Annotated in this window: 16 protein-coding genes and 1 riboswitch; of the genes, 6 read left to right on the top strand and 10 right to left on the bottom strand. The window is 55.4% G+C overall.

All coding sequences use genetic code 11. The annotated features are described in order from the left end of the window. The first annotated feature begins 3 nt into the window (after positions 1-3). The 4 genes from W822_RS43045 (at position 4) to W822_RS43030 (ending at position 3,132) form a co-directional block, all read left to right on the top strand. Positions 4-927, top strand: a complete 924-nt coding sequence (locus tag W822_RS43045; protein ID WP_024007005.1) for a glutamate/aspartate ABC transporter substrate-binding protein — start codon at positions 4-6, stop codon at positions 925-927. Between the two features lie 66 nt (positions 928-993). Beyond that, complete coding sequence (locus W822_RS43040) at positions 994-1,731, top strand: amino acid ABC transporter permease (RefSeq protein ID WP_024007004.1); 738 nt, start codon at positions 994-996, stop codon at positions 1,729-1,731. Position 1,732: 1 nt separating this feature from the next. After that, the gene (locus tag W822_RS43035; RefSeq protein ID WP_024007003.1) at positions 1,733-2,410 is read left to right on the top strand and encodes an ABC transporter permease subunit; all 678 of its coding nucleotides are present in this window, start codon (positions 1,733-1,735) and stop codon (positions 2,408-2,410) included. Further along, complete coding sequence (locus W822_RS43030; RefSeq protein WP_024007002.1) at positions 2,407-3,132, top strand: amino acid ABC transporter ATP-binding protein; 726 nt, start codon at positions 2,407-2,409, stop codon at positions 3,130-3,132. Before W822_RS43035 ends, W822_RS43030 begins: the two co-directional genes overlap by 4 nt. On the opposite strand, the gene W822_RS43025 is transcribed toward W822_RS43030, so the two are convergent. The 7 genes from W822_RS43025 to W822_RS42995 all read right to left on the bottom strand — a co-directional run bounded on the left by W822_RS43025 (position 3,129) and on the right by W822_RS42995 (position 10,772). Beyond that, positions 3,129-4,394: a D-amino acid dehydrogenase gene (locus tag W822_RS43025; RefSeq protein WP_024007001.1), complete on the bottom strand. Its 1,266-nt coding sequence runs from the start codon at positions 4,392-4,394 to the stop codon at positions 3,129-3,131. The genes W822_RS43030 and W822_RS43025 overlap by 4 nt on opposite strands. Before the next feature lie 131 nt (positions 4,395-4,525). After that, positions 4,526-4,612, bottom strand: a riboswitch (glycine riboswitch). Positions 4,613-4,704: 92 nt separating this feature from the next. Continuing rightward, positions 4,705-5,664 carry a Bug family tripartite tricarboxylate transporter substrate binding protein gene (locus W822_RS43020; protein WP_024007000.1) on the bottom strand — a complete coding sequence of 320 codons (960 nt, stop codon included), beginning with the start codon at positions 5,662-5,664 and terminating at the stop codon, positions 4,705-4,707. Positions 5,665-5,922: 258 nt separating this feature from the next. Next, positions 5,923-6,522, bottom strand: a complete 600-nt coding sequence (locus W822_RS43015; protein ID WP_024006999.1) for a nitroreductase family protein — start codon at positions 6,520-6,522, stop codon at positions 5,923-5,925. A gap of 237 nt (positions 6,523-6,759) precedes the next feature. Next, positions 6,760-7,722, bottom strand: a complete 963-nt coding sequence (locus W822_RS43010) for a tripartite tricarboxylate transporter substrate binding protein (protein WP_051401858.1) — start codon at positions 7,720-7,722, stop codon at positions 6,760-6,762. A gap of 128 nt (positions 7,723-7,850) precedes the next feature. Then, positions 7,851-9,005, bottom strand: a complete 1,155-nt coding sequence (locus tag W822_RS43005; protein WP_024006997.1) for an acyl-CoA dehydrogenase family protein — start codon at positions 9,003-9,005, stop codon at positions 7,851-7,853. A gap of 33 nt (positions 9,006-9,038) precedes the next feature. After that, positions 9,039-9,788: an enoyl-CoA hydratase-related protein gene (locus W822_RS43000; protein ID WP_024006996.1), complete on the bottom strand. Its 750-nt coding sequence runs from the start codon at positions 9,786-9,788 to the stop codon at positions 9,039-9,041. Positions 9,789-9,803: 15 nt separating this feature from the next. Continuing rightward, positions 9,804-10,772 carry an NAD(P)H-dependent flavin oxidoreductase gene (locus W822_RS42995; RefSeq protein WP_024006995.1) on the bottom strand — a complete coding sequence of 323 codons (969 nt, stop codon included), beginning with the start codon at positions 10,770-10,772 and terminating at the stop codon, positions 9,804-9,806. A 369-nt stretch (positions 10,773-11,141) separates the two neighbouring features. On the opposite strand from W822_RS42995, the gene W822_RS42990 reads away from it, so the two are divergent. Next, positions 11,142-11,963 (top strand): IclR family transcriptional regulator, encoded by an 822-nt coding sequence (locus W822_RS42990; protein ID WP_051401846.1) that lies wholly within the window; start codon positions 11,142-11,144, stop codon positions 11,961-11,963. Positions 11,964-12,116: 153 nt separating this feature from the next. Here W822_RS42990 and W822_RS42985 read toward each other — a convergent pair whose 3' ends face one another. Genes W822_RS42985 through W822_RS42975 form a run of 3 tightly spaced genes read right to left on the bottom strand, consistent with a single transcriptional unit; the run spans position 12,117 to position 14,976 of the window. Continuing rightward, a complete protein-coding gene (locus W822_RS42985; RefSeq protein ID WP_024006993.1) occupies positions 12,117-12,542 on the bottom strand; it encodes a PaaI family thioesterase in 426 nt (141 codons plus the stop codon). Between the two features lie 15 nt (positions 12,543-12,557). Then, positions 12,558-13,724, bottom strand: a complete 1,167-nt coding sequence (locus W822_RS42980) for an acyl-CoA dehydrogenase family protein (RefSeq protein ID WP_024006992.1) — start codon at positions 13,722-13,724, stop codon at positions 12,558-12,560. A gap of 55 nt (positions 13,725-13,779) precedes the next feature. Further along, complete coding sequence (locus W822_RS42975) at positions 13,780-14,976, bottom strand: acyl-CoA dehydrogenase family protein (protein ID WP_024006991.1); 1,197 nt, start codon at positions 14,974-14,976, stop codon at positions 13,780-13,782. 347 nt (positions 14,977-15,323) lie between these two features. On the opposite strand from W822_RS42975, the gene W822_RS42970 reads away from it, so the two are divergent. Continuing rightward, positions 15,324-17,408, top strand: coding sequence for a 3-hydroxyacyl-CoA dehydrogenase NAD-binding domain-containing protein (locus tag W822_RS42970; RefSeq protein WP_024006990.1), 2,085 nt, complete (start codon positions 15,324-15,326; stop codon positions 17,406-17,408). Positions 17,409-17,412 lie beyond the last annotated feature (4 nt).

Below are 17,412 nucleotides of genomic sequence, written 5' to 3'. Positions count from 1 at the left end.
ACCATGAACACACACGTCATAAAGCATATCAGAACACTGGCCGGTCTTGCGCTTGCAGGCCTGGTTTGTGCACCCTTGGCTGTCGCGCAAACGCCGCAGGTACTGGAGGGGACACTCAAGAAAATACAGGATGACGGCGTTGTCGTTGTCGGCTATCGGGAAGCCTCTATCCCGTTTTCCTATTACGATTCGAATCAGAAGCCTATTGGTTATTCCATGGATTTTACGACTCTGATTCTGGACAAAATCAAAGAGGTCACCGGCAAGCCGGATCTGAACGTGCGCATGATTCCCATCACATCTCAGAATCGTATCTCGCTGCTGCAAAATGGCACCATCGATTTTGAATGCACTACAACGACCAACAATGAATCGCGCGCCAAACAGGTGACCTTTTCAAATAGCATATTCCAGGTTGGCACCCGGCTGCTGGCTAAAAAATCATCTGGAATAAGTGATTTTGCAGACCTGAAGGATCAGACCGTTGTGGTGGGTGCGGGTACGACCTCGGAGGTGCTGTTGCGAAAACTCAATGTTGAACAGAAGCTGGGCATGCGTATTATCAGTGCCAAGGACCATAGCGAGTCTTTCCTGACATTGTCCACCGGACGGGCCAAGGCCATGATGATGGATGATGCGCTGCTGGCCGGAGAGCGTGCCAAAACTGCCAATCCGCACGACTATGTGATTACGGGAACCCCGCAATCGTATGAGTCTTATGGATGCATGGTCCGCAAGGACGATGCGGGCATCAAGTCATTGCTGGACAAGGTCATTGCAGAAACAGAAACATCGGGCAAGGCGAACCAGATTTATCACAAATGGTTTGAAAGTCCGATTCCACCGAAAAATCTGAATCTGGAATTCGAGATGTCCGAAGGGATGAAAAAACTCTTTGCACAGCCCAGTGACAAACCTGCTTCCTAGCAGCGTGGGCGTGTGTTTCGTGCAATAAACAACGCGGGCTGACCGCGTTTTACAGTGGTGTCTTCAATGGATTACAAATGGAACTGGGGCTTTCTGCTGGAGCAGGTGGCCACCGGTGAAAACACAACTTATCTGGGCTGGCTGGGCATCGGGCTGGTCAATACCATTCTGCTGACCGCTTCCGCCTGGGTGCTGGCGCTCGTGCTGGGGTCGGTGTTCGGCGTCATGCGTACCTTGCCCAATCGTGGGCTGGCTTTTCTGGGCACGGCTTATGTGTCGATCTTTCGGAATGTGCCGCTGATTGTGCAGTTCTTTATCTGGTATTTTGTGGTGCCGGAAATGTTGCCGGTTTCCATGGGCGACTGGATCAAAAACCTGGACCCATCCATGCAGTTCTTTGTGGTATCGGTTCTCTCATTGGGCGTATATACGGGATCGCGCATTTGCGAGCAAGTACGCGCCGGCATACAAGGCCTGCCTCGCGGACAGAAAAGCGCGGGCCTCGCATTGGGCTTCACGCTGTTTCAGACCTATCGCTTTGTGCTGCTGCCGGTGACCTATCGCGCCATCATCCCGCCACTGACATCCGAGTTCCTGATTATCTCGAAAAACTCGGCGGTCGCCTCGACCATCGGCCTGCTGGAGCTGTCAGGCCAGGCGCGTCAACTGGTTGACTATACGGCCCAGCCCTATGAGTCTTTTGTTTGCGTCACGCTGGCCTATATGCTCATCAATTTTGTAATTATCCGCCTGATGGGATTCATCAAAAACCGCAGCCATATTCCTGGCCTGTTGGGAGACTGAGATGCTTGATATTGACTGGAACATGATCTTCCAATCCCGCCAGCTGCTGTTGACGGGCATGTGGCTGACCCTTCAGGTGACCGTCGTCGCGATTCTTGCCGGGCTGGGTTTCGGGGTCGTTCTCGCAGCGATGAGCGTTGTGCGCGTGCCGTTGCTGAACTGGCTGGCAAAGATGTATGTGTCTTTGTTTCGTTCGATTCCACTTGTCATGTTGCTGCTGTGGTTTTTCCTGATCGTGCCGCAAGTGCTCAAGGCTGTGCTGAACATTTCCCCGAGCGTGGACATCCGCCTGATCTCGGCGATGGTGGCCTTTTCCCTGCTTGAAGCGGCTTTTTTCTGTGAAATCATTCGTGCCGGCATTCAGAGTCTGCCTGCCGGTCAGTTCAATGCGGCCAAGGCGCTGGGTATGAATTGGGCCCAATCCATGCGTCTGATCATTCTGCCGCAGGCGTTCAGGAAAATGCTGCCGATCACGCTGACGCAATGCATCGTGATCTTCCAGGACACCTCGCTGGTGTATGTGATTGCGCTGGGTGATTTCTTCAGCCGGGCAAAAAGTGTGGGCGAACGGGACGGCACGCTGATTCAAATGCTGCTGTTTGCAGGCCTGACGTATTGGGTGATCTGCTCTGTGGCCACAATACTTGTAAAACTCGTGCAGAAAAAGAGTGAAATATGATTGAACTTAAGAATGTATCCAAATGGTATGGGAAATTTCAGGCGCTTAAAAACTGCAGCGTTTCGATTCAAAAAGGGGAGGTGGTCGTTTTTTGCGGCCCATCGGGTTCCGGAAAGTCGACGCTGATCAAAACCATCAATGGACTGGAGCCTTATCAGGAAGGGGAGATTTATTTTAAAACCCATCAGATTAGTGCCAACGGCGGGGATATGAATCTGCTGCGGACTCGGATAGGAATGGTTTTTCAGCACTTTGAGCTCTTCCCGCATCTCACCGTTCTGGAGAATCTGACCATTGCCCAGGAAAAGGTTCTGGGACGATCCAAATCCGAGGCCACGGAAAAGGCGCAAACGTTATTGAAACGGGTGGGGTTGCAAGCACATGCAGAAAAACATCCAGGCCAGCTGTCGGGAGGACAGCAGCAGCGGGTGGCCATTGCGCGTGCCCTGTGCATGGACCCTGAAGTCATGCTCTTTGACGAACCGACCTCGGCACTGGATCCTGAAATGGTGAACGAAGTGCTGGATGTGATGATCGAGCTGGCCAGGGAGGGCATGACCATGCTCTGTGTCACGCACGAAATGGGCTTTGCCAGGCAGGTTGCTGACAAGGTGGTTTTCATGGATGCCGGCGCCATTGTCGAGCAGTCGGACAAGAAGGATTTTTTCACCCAGCCCAAGAGCGAGCGGGCCCGGGATTTTCTGGAAAAAATTCTGCTTTAGGCAACCGCTGATTGGGATGAACTTTTCTGCAACGTGGAGCGCTGCGACGATTCTTCCAGCAACCGGGCCAGTCGTTGCGCCGTAATCGCAGACAAAGTCCAGCCCAGGTGTCCGTGCCCGGTGTTATAGAAGACACCAGCTTTGCGACCCCGGCACACCCGCGGCATCATATCGGGCATCATCGGGCGCAGGCCGCACCAAGGCACGACGCGTCGCGTAGAAATATCAGGAAACAGGCGCCGGGTCCAGTCGACCAGCGGCTGCACCCGGTCGGCGCGAATGTCTTTGTTGTAGCCGTTGAATTCCGCTGTGCCTGCAACCCGGAACCGATCGCCCAGAAAACTGGTGACGATTTTGGCATCTTCATCCAGCAGGCTGACGCGCGGTGTTGCGGCAAGGCTATCCGCGTCATCCAGGTGAACGCTGATGGAATAGCCTTTGACCGGATACACGTTCATGCGGTCGCCCAGCATGCGCGCAATGGCATGACTGCCGGTGCCGGCGCACACAACGATCTGGTCGGCTTCTATCACACCAGGTTCGGCATGGGCGTAACGCGCCAGGGCAATCCGGTGTTGCTGTCCTGCTGTTGAAATTGCTGTGACGGACGCATCCATTTCAAACCGCCCGCCCAGCCGCCGGCATGCCGCCGCCAGACCGCTGGTGAATTTGTGGATATCGCCGGTGGCATCGGACGGCGTATACAGACCGGCAAAAAAATCCTGGGTCAATGCCGGTTCAATGGCTTTGGCTTCTTCGCGCGTGACGGCATAGCGTTCCAGGCCACCAGCCTGCAACAGTGCGTTGGTTTTGACGGCCTTGTCAAAGCTGTCTCGGTCATAGTAAATGTGCAGAATGCCGCGCTTTTCCAGATCGAACTGGATCTGTTCTTTCTCGGCCATATCGTAAAGATACTGGCGTGCTTCGATGGCCAGTCGCGTGGTTTCGATGGTGTTGGCTTGGTGATTGGGAATGTTCCGGACAAAGGCGGCGATCCACCCATATTTGTGCCAGCTGAAAGCCGGGTTGAATAACAGCGGAGCGTTGCGCTTGCCCAACCAGCGCAGACCTTTGGCCACGGTGGCGGTATTGTTCCAGACCTCTGCATTGCTGGCCGACAGCTGTCCGCCATTGGCAAACGAGGTTTCCATAGCGGCATCCCGGTGTTTGTCGATGACCGTGACGGCATAGCCGCGTTTTGCAAGCGTATAGGCGGTGGTAATGCCGGTGATGCCGGCTCCGATGATAACGACGCGTGACATGAATATCTCCGATAGAGTGATGCAGATCAGCTGATCTGCATACCCCATCTGTCACGGTACCTGAGAGCTTCACCGGTTCAGTCGAACCGGTTCCCCTTCGGTGGGCGCATGCGCCTCTCTCCAGATTGTCGCGCCTTTTTACAGTCCTTTTGCCTGAGAGTTTCCGGGGTGGTTGCTCCGTCGGCGTCAGCAGGGCTGAACTCTCCTGCAAAAGCGCTTGTCGACACCGGGTATGATAGTCGTCTGCGACAGAAGCGCAACTAGGGACTTACCCGATGCCGGTGAGCTCAATGCCCTCGCATGCTGAAGATTATTGCACGGTGATATTGTTGTCCTTGATGATTTTTTCATACAGTTCCGAGTCGCGCTTGATCAATTCGCCCAGCTCCGCAGCAGAGCCTCCCACGGGTACAAAGCCGGCCGTTTTGAATTTCTCTTTCACATCGGGCTCCTGCACGATTTGCGCAATCTCAGTCGAAACCCGGTCAACAATGTCCTGCGGTGTGCCTTTGGGCGCCAGCAGCGAGGTCCAGGAGTTCATGACAAAACCTTTAAAACCGGCTTCCTCCATGGTGGGGATGTCGTCTTCCCCTTCCCAGCGTTTGGCGGACGTAATGGCCAGGGCTTTGAGTTTGCCTTCTTTGACATAGCCCATGGGAACCAGAATGGGATCAAAGACCATGGACACCTGGCCGCTGAGCAGGTCGGCCAGAATGGGCGCGCTGCCTTTGTACGGCACATGCGTCATTTCGATTCCTGCTTCGCCGGCAAAGTGGGCGCCGGTCAGATGCGCGCTGGAGCCTGTGCCGCTGGAGGCATACGTCAGGTGGTTCTTCTTGCCATACTCGACCAGTTCCTTGACGTTATTGGCAGGTACTTGTTTACTGACAAACAGGAAGAGCGGCAGGTCGGCAATATGCGACACAGGCACGAAATCGCTGTTGCTGTAGTTCAGCTTGTACAGATGGGGATTGGCGGAATAGGCGGCCAGGACTGTGACGAAAGTGTAGCCATCGGGCTTGGAGCGCGCCGCCTGGCTTGTACCGATCGTGCTGTTTGCGCCTGGCTTGTTTTCAATCACAATCGGCTGCTTGAGTTTTTCGGACAGTTTTTGCATCACGACACGAGTCACTGTGTCGGTGGCGCCCCCCGGCGTATACGGAACAATGACCTTGATGGGTTTATCCGGCCAGGCAGCCTGTGCTGCCATGGGGGTCACAAGAGCAGCGATGACAGACAGCGCCAGAAGAGATGTCCCTTTTGTTTTCATTGGAAAAATCCTTTTATCTGATTTGGATAACCACTAAAGGATAGCAAACATTGATTGCAAATAAGACAATTTCTGTTGAAATAAAAAAGGAATTCGCCAAATATGCAAAAAGCCCGCAGAACGAGTCCTGGCGGGCTTTTTGCACAGCGGAACAGACATCAGAATGGGGCTTAAGGTGCGTTCTTGTTTTCCTGCGACCCGACACGGTTAAGTCGGGTCGTGTTCGTGCTGTATGGCAGATGAAATCGGAAGACTGACTCAGGCAAATACACGGAAACGTTCGTTATCGTCCATATATTCTTTTTCTCCGGCCGGGCTGACAATGCTGCCAAATGGCATTTGTGCACGCAGTTTCCAGCTGGCAGGCAGATTCCATTCCGCTTTGACTTTGTCGTCGATCAGCGGGTTGTAATGCTGCAGCGACGCGCCAATACCATGTTCAGCCAAGGCTGTCCAGACGGCCAGTTGCGCCATGCCGGTGGAGTGTTCGGACCAGATCGGGAAATTGTCCGCGTAAAGCGCAAATTTTTCCTGCAGGCCTTTTACCACGTCCTGGTCTTCAAAGAACAGCACTGTGCCGTAGGCAGCCTGAAAGCCACTGAGCTTCGCATCTGTGGCCGGATAGGCGTCGGCGGGGACGATGGCTTTGAGTGTTTCCTTGGCGATTTCCCACAGGCGGTCCTGCTGTTTGCCCAGCAGGATGACAGCGCGTGAGGTCTGGGAGTTGAAAGAAGAGGGGGCTTCCTTGATCACGCTCTGGATCAGGCCGACGAGTTCCTCGTCGCTGAGTTGGAGGTTGCGGTCAAGCGCATAAATGGTACGACGGTTTTTCAGGTGCTTCAGAAACTGTGCAGACATAATGTTTAAACCTTTAAGTGTATCCGATGAAATGAGTCTTTATCTCAGAAACCGATCTTTGTGCGGTTTGTATAGTCAACATTATGCTGCATTGCAGGGTGAATGTGTTTCATCCGGTTTGTTGAGTATATTCAAAATATTTGAATGATAAAGAGATCAAACAGCGCACGGGAATGCCGCGGCCAGGGCCAGGGGCTGCGGCATCGTGGTCAACAGCGGTCTGCCTGCGAGGCGTTTCTATTTTTTCTGGAACCCCAGGGATTCCAGTACCTTGCCTTCGTCAGCGGTGGTGTTTTTGGCAAACTCAGTGTATTGCTGCGTACTCATATACAAGGGTTCCATATCGTATTTTTCCAATGCTTCCCGGAAGTTGGGTTTTTCCATGGCCTGTTTGAGTCCGTCATGCAGTTTTTTGACAATATCCGGATCGGTGTCTTTGGGGACGGCCAGTCCAAATGGAGACAGTTGGACCCGATCGATACCCGATTCCTTGAGCGTGGGGGCATCCGGAAATTTTTTACTGCGTTTTTCCCCCCAGGTAGACAGCAGGCGCAGTTTCCCGTTTTCGACATAGGGCGCCCACGCGGGCGTGTCAGCCACCGACATGACAAAGCCGCCAATAATGGCTTTGAGTGATTCCGCGTTGCCCTTGTAGGGAACGTGCACCAGTTTGATGCCGGCGTCCTGGGCAATGGCCTCCATGGTGATATGCAGCGTGGTCATGATACCGGGCGTCCCGTAGGTCAGCTTCTCGGGATTTTTCCTGGCGAAGTCGATATATTCTTTCATTGACTTGATGGGCGAGTCCGCGGGCACCACCAGTCCGAACGAATAGCCGGCAAGGCCGATCACGTAGGTCAGGTCGGTGGCCGGATTCCAGTCGATCTTGCTGATATATGGCAGGCGAAAAACGGGAGTTGGCGTTTGTGCAAGTGTGTAACCATCGGGTTTTTTGTTGTGCAACTGCATGGCCGGCAGCACGCCGCCGGCGCCGGGTTTGTTTTCAACGATAACCGGCTGCTTGAAAATGCCGGTCAGATTCTCGGCCAGGACCCGAAAGGGAATGTCCGTTGAGCCGCCAGCGGTATAGCCGATGACGATTGTGATAGGTTTGTCGGGGAAGTTTTTTGCAGCTTCGGACATGGCCTGGGCTGGCTGCATACCGCCTGCCATGAATGTTGCGATGGCTGCGGTATACATGAATGTGGCTGATTTGATCAAGTTTGTCTCCTTGTTTTTGATAGTGCGGATAAATGGCAGTGTGTGCGACGGGTCTGCGCCCGTCTGCTCACTGGCAGATCATACAAGCCAGCAATGATCCATCCTGATCAGATGGTATCCTGTTTTATCAGATCTTTTGCAATAATAATCTGCTGGATCTGCGATGTGCCTTCATAAAGACGGAACAGGCGCACGTCGCGGTAGAAGCGTTCAACCGCGTATTCGGAAATATAGCCCGAGCCACCATGAATCTGTACAGCCCTGTCGGCAACGCGACAGCACATTTCAGTGGCGAAGTATTTGACGCAGGAGGCCAGGGCCGACACGTTTTCCCCGTCGTCGCGCCGACGCGCCGCATCCAGCAGCATGCATTCTGCAGCATAGATCTCAGTTTTGCTGTCGGCCAGCATGCCCTGGATCAACTGGAAATCGGCGATGGGGCGACCAAACTGCTTTCGGTCCTTGGCAAAGGCCAGGGCATCGGCCAGCATGCGCTTGGCCGCGCCGATTGCCACGGCCGAAATATGCAGCCGCCCCTTATCCAGCACTTTCATCGCGGTCTTAAAGCCCACGCCTTCCTTGCCGCCAATCAGTTGCGAGGCAGGGACTCTGCAATTGTCCAGAATCACGTCGCTGGTATGCGCGCCTTTCTGGCCCATTTTGCTGTCGCGCTTGCCCAGGCTCAGGCCCGGGGTGCCGGCTTCAACGATAAACGCAGAAATGCCGGATGCGCCCCGGATATCGGGGTTGCTGCGCGCCATGACCGTAAAGATGCCGGCGTGAGGCGCATTGGTAATGAAGCGCTTGGTGCCATTGATAATGTAATCGTCGCCGTCGCGAACCGCTGTTGTGCGCAGGGAACCGGCATCGGAACCGGCTTCCGGCTCGGTCAGGGCAAAAGAGCCGATCAGGTCGCCCGCAGCCAGTTGCGGCAGATATTTTTCTTTCTGTTCAGGCGTGCCATCAATCACAATACCCGAGGAACCGATGCCATTGTTGGTGCCGATGTAGGAACGGAAGGCCGGCGAGGTGCGGCCCAGTTCCATGGCGATGCGTGCTTCTTCTTCCATGGTCAGGCCCAGGCCGCCGTATTCTTCTGGCAGCGTCAGCCCGAACAGACCCAGTTCTTTCATTTGCTGGCGAATCGACTGCGGAATCTCGTCAGTCTCGGCAACCTCGTTCTCGGCGGGCACGAGCACTTCTTGTACGAAGCGGCGAACACCTTCTTCGAGAAGCGTCTGGGTTTCCTGGTCACGAATCATGGCGGTATTTTATCCTTGTAAAAATGATGTATCTTATTTGGTCAAAAATCGGTTGAATGCAGCCCTGGCTTCGGGCGAGGCCAGGCATTGTGCGAACAGGTCCCGTTCGGCGTCCAGTGTTACGGCGACCTCGTCGGCCGAGGCGCGCTGCAGCAGCGCCTTGGTGCTGGTCAGGGCCAGCCGGGACTGGCTTGCCATCTCGCGGGCCAGGGTCATGGCGGTGTCGAGCGCTTCGCCGGCCACCACTACGCGATTGATCAGTCCGGCCTGCTGGGCGTCTTCTGCCGAGAAGGGCGTGCCGCGATAAAGCCATTCATTGGCTTTGCGAATACCTACGTAGCGCGCCAATAGCAGGCTGGAGGCACCTTCCGGGCACAGTCCCAGCGGTACAAATGGAATGCGCAACTGTGCGCCGCTGCCTGCAATCACAAAATCGCAATGCAGCAGCATGGTGACACCGATTCCCACGGCACCGCCTTCGACAGCGGCAATAATGGGGATATTGACCTTGCTAATGGCTTTCAAAAAAGTCAGGCCCGGACTGGCGCCTTCGGGTGCTTTGACGAAATCGTGCAAGTCGTTGCCAGCCGTAAAATAACTGCCCGCGCCGGTCAGCACAATCGCGTTCAGGTCTTCTCTTGCGCTGGCCTGTTGCAAAGCGTGGGTCAGGGCTGCATAGGTCGCGCTATCCAGGGCATTTTTCTGTGCGGGTCGGTTGATCGTGAGGGTCAGAACCCGATCGCTCACGTCACTCAGTAATGTGGTGTCTGTATTATTTGTCATCCTCGGGCTCCTGGGTTAGCGGCTGTCGCCGGCAAGGCGCTGGCGTGCGGCATCGTATTCCTGTTGCATGCGCTGGGCGATGGTGGCAACCGGATCAATCGAATCAATCGTGCCCACACCCTGGCCTGCGCCCCATACATCTTTCCAGGCCTTGACCCGGGTCGAGCCGAAATTGGTGGAAGATTTTTCTTCCACGTTCAGATTCTGTGGGTCCAGCCCGGAGGCGGTGATGCTGGGGGTCAGGTAGTTGCCTGGAATGCCGGTGAAAAAGGGCGTGTATAAAATATCCTTGGCTGTGGTGTCGACAATCATTTGCTTGTAACGCGGATCGGCGTTGGCTTCCTGGCTGGCAATGAAGCGGGTGCCAATATAGGCAAAATCGGCGCCCATGGCTTGCGCTGCAAGAATGGCATCGCCGCTGGTGATTGAACCGGACAGAATAATCGGGCCGTCGTAGAATTTGCGCACCTCGGACACCAGTGCGAATGGACTGAGCGTGCCGGCATGGCCGCCAGCGCCGGCGGCCACCAGGATCAGGCCGTCAACTCCGGCCTCAAGCGCTTTTTCGGCGTGACGAATAGTGGTAACGTCATGAAAGACCAGGCCGCCCCAGCCGTGGACCGCATGGGCCACATCGGTGGGCGCGCGCAGGCTGGTGATGATGATGGGCACCCGGTATTTTTCGCAGGTTTGCATATCGTGTTCGAGCCGGTCATTCGAGGTATGAATGATTTGATTGACTGCAAACGGGGCGATTTTGCGGTCTGGGTGTTGCTTGCGTTCCTCGTCCAGTGTGTTGGTAATATGGGCCAGCCACTCATCAAGCAATGAAGCAGGGCGCGCGTTCAGAGCCGGAAATGAGCCGATCAGACCGCTTTTGCACTGCTCGATGACCATATTGGGATTGGACACGATGAACATGGGCGAGCAGATCACGGGGAGCGTCATTTGGGCGCGCAATGCTTGTACGACAGAATGAGTCATGAAAACAACCTCGATCAGAAAGGGTCAGTTGTAGCCGGCAACAGAGAAGCTGGGCATCGGCCGGATACGAAAATCGCCGAGGCGGACGTCGGCGGCGCAACCGGCGGGCGCAGTGTGAACGTGCGAAGCCGTCTGGATGGTGAAAACTGAAATAATATTCCGCAATGCGGTACAAAACTCATATTTCCAGTTTATCGGTCAGGCCTTATAATAGACTACTCTGAAGCGTGGGGCAACGAAATTTTCTGTTTATACACCGTATAAAACGGGTATTATTACGATATCGGGCTCGTCGTGGATCCTTTTTGGGCCGTACACCATCTTTTATTGTTTATTCTGCGTATTGGAATTTTCAGACGCTTTTTACTTATGACCGCTGATATCCGGAAAACCATTAATAAGCCGCCTCTTGCCAATCAATATGAGGATGACCGACATTTCATCACGGCAATCGCTCGGGGCCTGGATGTGCTTGCCTGCTTCCGCTCGGGCAATAAAGTGCTGGGCAATCAGGAGATTGCGCAACGCTGCAAATTGCCCAAGTCAACCGTGTCGCGTATTACATATACGCTCACCCGGCTTGGCTATCTGACGCACGATGAGGAAAGTAGCAAGTATCAACTGGGCATGGCGACGCTTTCGCTTGGCGTGGGCCTGCTGGCCAAGCTGGATATTCGTCAGGTCGCGCGCCCGCTCATGCAGACATTGGCCGACGAAACCCAGGGCATGGTCACTCTGGGAACACGAGACCGGCTGTCCATGCTGTATCTGGAAAATTGCCGCAGTCGCTCGGCGCTTACGCTCAGTATGGATGTGGGCGCCAGGATTCCCATTGTCTCTACTGCAATGGGCCGTGCTTATCTGGCGGAAATTCCCCTGCAGGAGCGCGAAGAGATTTTCGGGCGTGTTCGCGAACTGGATGAACAGGCGAGCGATGCCTTAATGGTCGGCATTGCGTCATCCCTGAGTGATTATGAAAGACTGGGCTGCACGTGTTCGTTCGGAGACTGGCAAAAGGATGTCAATGCCATTGCGGTTGGGCTGGACCTGGGCCGTCAGTTTCCGGTGATGGCGATCAGTTGCGGCGGACCGTCTTTTCATTTGTCCGAATCGTTCCTGCTGGATGAGGCGCGGCCCAAATTACTGGACATCGTGCGCAGGCTGAAGGAAACCGTCGGTCAGCCCGCCTGAGCCGGCGGGGTAGTCGTTTCGTCTGAGCGGGGCAGGTTAATGATCCCGTCTGAGCCGGGCCGGACCCGTTCTCATGCCTGAGGCGGGCTGAATCGGCCGATCCCTCGGGCACGACGGGATCGGCCATTGCGCTCAGGCGCCATCGGACTGATCTCAGGCTTTAGTTGTGTTGATCATGGAAAAAAGCGCCGTTGCGAACGCCACTTTTTTGTCCCCCACGCGAAGATCACAGTTGGCAAAGACGACCCGCTTGCCTTTGCGTTGAATATCGACCGTGGCTTCCAGCCAGTCGCCCGCATGGACTGCAGACATGAATTCGCAGGTCAGTGACATCGTGACAAAGGAGACGGGTTCCTCGTTGGCATTGAGAATGGCATCACCAAAGGCATTGTCTGCGACAGTCATGATCAGCCCGCCGTGCGCAACGCCCACTTTGTTCAGATGAGACTCCTCGACCCGGATGCCGATGCCGATATGGCGGCCGTCGACCACTTTTTCATAAAAGGGTCCGGTCAGGTCAGAGAAAGAGCTGAAGCGGTTTAACGGGCGATAGTGTTCTGGAAGTGTCTGGTCAGTCATGATTCGGGTGTTTCTTCAGGCGTGGGCCTGCTCTCCTTGATTAAATGTCAGCAAACTATCACTATATCGCTTCAAATGGAAGTCTGCGTCGCCGTATTGAGTGTTCAGCACGGTAACACGTTTGAAATAATGGGCCACCACCAGTTCATCGGTTACGCCCATCCCGCCGTGCAACTGAACGGCTTCTTCGCCTACCTGACGGGCCAGCCGGGCCAGCAACGCCCGGGCGCCGGACGCTTTCAGAATCCGCTCCTGAGGATCATCAGCCGATTGGCTGATGGCGGCCAGCAGGGCCATGGATGTGGCCTGTTCAGCGGCAATGGCCATGTCTGCCATACGATGTTGCACGGCCTGGAATGTGCCGATGGCCACGCCAAACTGCTTGCGGGTCTTCAGGTATTCCAGGGTGGCATCGTTCAGCGCAGCCATCAGGCCGTCGGCTTCGGCGGCCAGGGCGGCATGGGTGGCTGCCAGGGCTTGCATGATAGCAGGATACGCCGTGTCGGCCGCGCCGATGAGCGCTTCCGGCTGCAGTTCGACATTGTCGAGGATCAGATCGGCAGCCAGGTGCCCGTCATGCAACTGATACGATTTGACGGTAATACCGGGGTGGTCGGCCTTGACCAGAAAGACGGACAACCCGTTCTGGTCCTGTTGTTCACCGGATGTTCTGGCCGTGATCAGCCAGTGATTGCATACGGGCGCATCAATCACCATGGCCTTGTGGCCATTCAGTATCCATTTATTGGCGTGATTGGCCGCATGGGTTTGGATGCGGGATTCCTCGTAGCGGGATTCGACATCGTAGTGGGCAAAGGCAAAGCGGGCCGAGCCGTCGGCGATGGCCGGGATCAGCACGCTGCGCTGTTCTGCCGTGGCGTGCTGTTGCAAAAAGGTGCCCGACAGCACAACCGTGCTGATATAGGGTTCAAGAACCAGGCCCCGGGCCAGCGACCGCATGACCAGATAGGTATCCAGGGGGGTGCCGTTCAGGCCGCCATCTTCTTCGGCAAAGGGCAGGGCCAGAATGCCCAGCTCGGCAAATGCCTGCCAGGTCGCTTCATCGAAATGGCGGTTGGCGGCGAGATTCTTGCGGCGTTGTTCGAAAGCGTAATCTTTCTCGACAAAGCGAGTCAGGGTATCTTGCAGGGCGAGCTGTTCTTCGGTAAAGGTAAAGTCCATTTGGATGACTCCGTAGCGTATTCTGTGTCAGTGGTCGAAAAGGGATGGCGAGGCGTTACAGCCCCAGAATCATCCGGCAGATAATGCCTTTTTGCACTTCATTGGACCCACCGTAGATGGTCGTTTTGCGATAGTTGAAATACTGAGCCGTCATATGTTCCTGGGACTCGGGGAACGCGGCGGACAGATCGTGCAGCGGATCGCTGGGCAGAATACGCGCAGCAGCATAGGGGCCTGCAACCTGCGAGGCCAGTGCGGTGATCGCCTGCTGGATTTCGGAGCCTTTGACTTTGAGAATGGATGCTTCAGGACCGGGAGCGTGACGGCTGCCTTCCTGTGATACCAGCTTCAGGTTGGTGATTTCCAGTGCCAGCAGATCGAGTTCGACCTGCGCCAGCCGGTCGCGAAAACGGGCGTCCTGCAGCAGCGGCTGTCCGTCATTGCCAATCTGCCGGGCCGCTGCTGCTTTCACATGCTGCAGGGCGGCTTTGGAGCGACCGACCCGGGCAATGTTGGTGCGTTCGTGACCCAGCAGAAATTTGGCATAAGTCCAGCCTTTGTTTTCCTCGCCGATCAGGTTGGCGGCGGGAACGCGGACATTCTCGAACCAGACTTCGTTTACCTCATGCCCATCATCCAGCATAATGATGGGGCGCACGGTAATGCCCGGGGTCTTCATATCGATCAGCAGAAATGAAATGCCTTCCTGCTTGCGCACTTCCGTATTGGTGCGCACCAGACAAAATATCCAGTCGGCGTACTGGGCCAGTGTGGTCCATGTTTTCTGGCCATTGACGATATAGTCATCGCCATCACGAACCGCCGCTGTCTTCAACGAAGCCAGATCCGAACCGGCGCCAGGTTCCGAGTATCCCTGACACCACCAGTCTTCACCTGACAGAATACGGGGCAGGAAACGATCCTGCTGCGCTTTGCTGCCGTATTTCTGGATCACGGGAGCGACCATTTTCAAGCCGAAGGGCAGTTGTTCGGGGGCGCCGAAAGCGGCACATTCTTCTTCGAAAATATGGCGTTCGATAGCGTCCCAGCCGGTACCGCCGAATTCCTTGGACCATGAGGGCGCACCCCAGCCCTGAGCGTACAGGCTGCGCTGCCATTGCTGCTTTTCCTCTTTGGACAGGGGCAGGCACTGATGGGTTTTGTCGCGAACCGACGCAGGCACCGCGGTTTGCAGGAATTGGCGAACTGACTCGCGAAATGCCGTTTGTTCAGGGGTGTAGCGGATATCCATGGACGATATTCCTTTTAGTTTGTTAAGCCGCAAATGCATATGGCTATTTTGCGCAGATTCTGTCTGTGGAACAAGATGAAAATGCGCAATTAATTCTGCATTGTGGAATTAAAATTCGTTTTATGGAATTGATTATAGCCAGCTATTCCAAAAATGGAAAGTTCAGGCAAGAGAAAAAGAGGAAATGACGGAAATATTTCCAATCGACAAATCGCTTTACACCCGATGCCCGCTCAGAGTATCATCAAAAAATTAATCGCGGCGCAACAATTCTGCTATGCAAAACTATCATGCACGGCAGCCGTTCGTCATGCCTTCAAACTGGCCAGACAAGGAGACTTCTCGCCATGGATCACGCTTTTTACGAAGAAAAGGACGGGGTTGCCGTCATTACATTCAATAACCCCCCGGTCAACGGTCTTGGCCACGGTTTGCGTCAGGCGATTGTCGAGGGCGTCGATCGCGCCAACGGCAGCGCTGCGGTCCGCGCGATTGTATTGAGTGGTTCCGAGCGTGCATTTTCGGCGGGTGCCGATGTGACCGAATTCGGTACGCCTAAATCTTCGCAGGCACCCACGCTGCGCACGGTCATTGAGGTGCTGGAGCAATCGGCCAAGCCGGTTGTGGCCGCGATCAATGGTGTGTGTCTTGGGGGCGGGCTGGAGCTGGCACTGGGTGCGCATTATCGCGTCGCCGCCGCAGGCGCCAAAGTCGGCTTGCCTGAAGTCAAGTTGGGCATTTTGCCTGGCGCCGGCGGTACCCAGCGGTTGCCGCGCGTGCTTGGTCTGGAAAAGGCGCTTAACCTGATCGTGTCCGGTCAGATCAGCAAGGCCTCTGCGTTTGCCGGTAGCGCCTTGTTTGACAAAGTCGTTGACACTGATCCGCTGGCTGCTGCCGTTGAGTTTGCCAAAGGCCTGGGAAGCGATGCACCCCTGAAACGCATTCGTGACTTGAACGTGCCTGATGCGGATGCCGATGCGTTGCTGCTGAACGCACGCAATGCGGTCAAGGCCGCTTCCGCGCGCTTTCCTGCACCAGCAGCCTGCGTTGAAGCCGTGGCGGCCAGCACCAATCAATCTTTTGATGACGGTCTGGCCCTGGAGCGGCAACTCTTTACGCAACTGCTGACTTCGCCCGAATCGCTGGCCCTGCGCCACGTGTTTGCGGCCGAGCGCGCCGCTACAAAAATCCCGGGTATTGCGGCCGATATCGCCTTGCGCCCCATCAAACTGGTTGGCGTCATCGGCGCAGGCACCATGGGCGGCGGCATTAGCATGAACTATCTGAATGCAGGCATTCCCGTCATTCTGCTCGAACAGAAGGAAGAAGCCTTGCAGCGTGGTGTGGCAACGATTCGCAAGAACTACGAAAACACCATGAAAAAAGGGCGCATCACGGCTGAACAGGTCGAAGAGCGCATGAATCTGCTGAGCACTTCCTTGTCCTATGATGCACTCAATGAAGTGGATCTGGTGATCGAAGCCGTATTCGAGGACATGGGGGTCAAGGAAGTCGTATTTCGTGAACTGGATCGCGTAGTCAAGCCCGGTGCGATTCTGGCTTCCAATACCTCAACGCTGGACGTCGACAAGATTGCTTCGTTTACCAAGCGTCCGGAGGATGTCATCGGTCTGCATTTTTTCAGCCCGGCCAATGTCATGAAGTTGCTTGAAATTGTGCGCGGTGAGAAAACCGCCAATGATGTGCTGGCCACATGTATCGACATGGCCAAGAAAATCGGCAAACAGCCGGTGGTATCCGGCGTATGCGACGGGTTTATCGGCAATCGCATGCTGTACGCCTATCGTGATGCGGCGGACGAGGTCATGTTGCAGGGTGCAGCGCCGTCGCAGGTCGATCGTGCGCTGGAGAGCTTTGGTTTTGCCATGGGCCCCTATCGTGTAGGCGATCTGGCCGGGCTGGATATCGGCTGGGCGATTCGCAAACGCAAGAAAGAAGCGAACCCGCAAGGCTACGAAGAAGTGGTGGCCGACCGCCTGTGCGAGGCCGGACGCTTCGGGCAGAAGACCGGTGCCGGCTGGTATCGCTATGTTGCGGGTGATCGCAAACCCCATGTAGACCCGGAAGTCGAGACACTGATCGAGACGTTCCGCAAGGAAAAGGGCGTTACGCCACGCAGCTTCAGCGATCAGGAAATCGTGGAGCGTTGTGTATATGCGCTGGCCAATGAGGGTGCCAAAATTCTTGAAGAAGGCATTGCGTTACGCGCTTCGGACATCGATATCGTTTATCTGAATGGCTATGGCTTCCCGCTGCATCGCGGCGGCCCTATGCATTATGCGCAACAGGCCGGGCTGTTCAATGTCGTGCGTGCGATCAGGCAGTTCGGCGCGACGTCGAGCCGGCCTCAGGCGTGGCAACCTGCTGCGCTGCTGGAGCAACACGCTCAAAGTGGCGAAGCGCTGAAGTAAGATA

This window comes from Advenella kashmirensis W13003 (assembly GCF_000506985.1).
GTDB classification, from domain to species: domain Bacteria; phylum Pseudomonadota; class Gammaproteobacteria; order Burkholderiales; family Burkholderiaceae_B; genus Advenella; species Advenella kashmirensis_A.
The sequence above is the reverse complement of the archived record's forward strand: the minus strand, read 5'-3'. Positions and strand labels throughout refer to the sequence as shown.

Bases quoted from the DNA above. Each gene is read 5' to 3' on its own strand.
- W822_RS43045 (WP_024007005.1), top strand. From the start codon at position 4: ATGAACACACACGTCATAAAGCATATCAGAACACTGGCCGGTCTTGCG.
- W822_RS43040 (WP_024007004.1), top strand. From the start codon at position 994: ATGGATTACAAATGGAACTGGGGCTTTCTGCTGGAGCAGGTGGCCACC.
- W822_RS43035 (WP_024007003.1), top strand. From the start codon at position 1,733: ATGCTTGATATTGACTGGAACATGATCTTCCAATCCCGCCAGCTGCTG.
- W822_RS43030 (WP_024007002.1), top strand. From the start codon at position 2,407: ATGATTGAACTTAAGAATGTATCCAAATGGTATGGGAAATTTCAGGCG.
- W822_RS43025 (WP_024007001.1), bottom strand. From the start codon at position 4,394: ATGTCACGCGTCGTTATCATCGGAGCCGGCATCACCGGCATTACCACC.
- W822_RS43020 (WP_024007000.1), bottom strand. From the start codon at position 5,664: ATGAAAACAAAAGGGACATCTCTTCTGGCGCTGTCTGTCATCGCTGCT.
- W822_RS43015 (WP_024006999.1), bottom strand. From the start codon at position 6,522: ATGTCTGCACAGTTTCTGAAGCACCTGAAAAACCGTCGTACCATTTAT.
- W822_RS43010 (WP_051401858.1), bottom strand. From the start codon at position 7,722: ATGTATACCGCAGCCATCGCAACATTCATGGCAGGCGGTATGCAGCCA.
- W822_RS43005 (WP_024006997.1), bottom strand. From the start codon at position 9,005: ATGATTCGTGACCAGGAAACCCAGACGCTTCTCGAAGAAGGTGTTCGC.
- W822_RS43000 (WP_024006996.1), bottom strand. From the start codon at position 9,788: ATGACAAATAATACAGACACCACATTACTGAGTGACGTGAGCGATCGG.
- W822_RS42995 (WP_024006995.1), bottom strand. From the start codon at position 10,772: ATGACTCATTCTGTCGTACAAGCATTGCGCGCCCAAATGACGCTCCCC.
- W822_RS42990 (WP_051401846.1), top strand. From the start codon at position 11,142: ATGACCGCTGATATCCGGAAAACCATTAATAAGCCGCCTCTTGCCAAT.
- W822_RS42985 (WP_024006993.1), bottom strand. From the start codon at position 12,542: ATGACTGACCAGACACTTCCAGAACACTATCGCCCGTTAAACCGCTTC.
- W822_RS42980 (WP_024006992.1), bottom strand. From the start codon at position 13,724: ATGGACTTTACCTTTACCGAAGAACAGCTCGCCCTGCAAGATACCCTG.
- W822_RS42975 (WP_024006991.1), bottom strand. From the start codon at position 14,976: ATGGATATCCGCTACACCCCTGAACAAACGGCATTTCGCGAGTCAGTT.
- W822_RS42970 (WP_024006990.1), top strand. From the start codon at position 15,324: ATGGATCACGCTTTTTACGAAGAAAAGGACGGGGTTGCCGTCATTACA.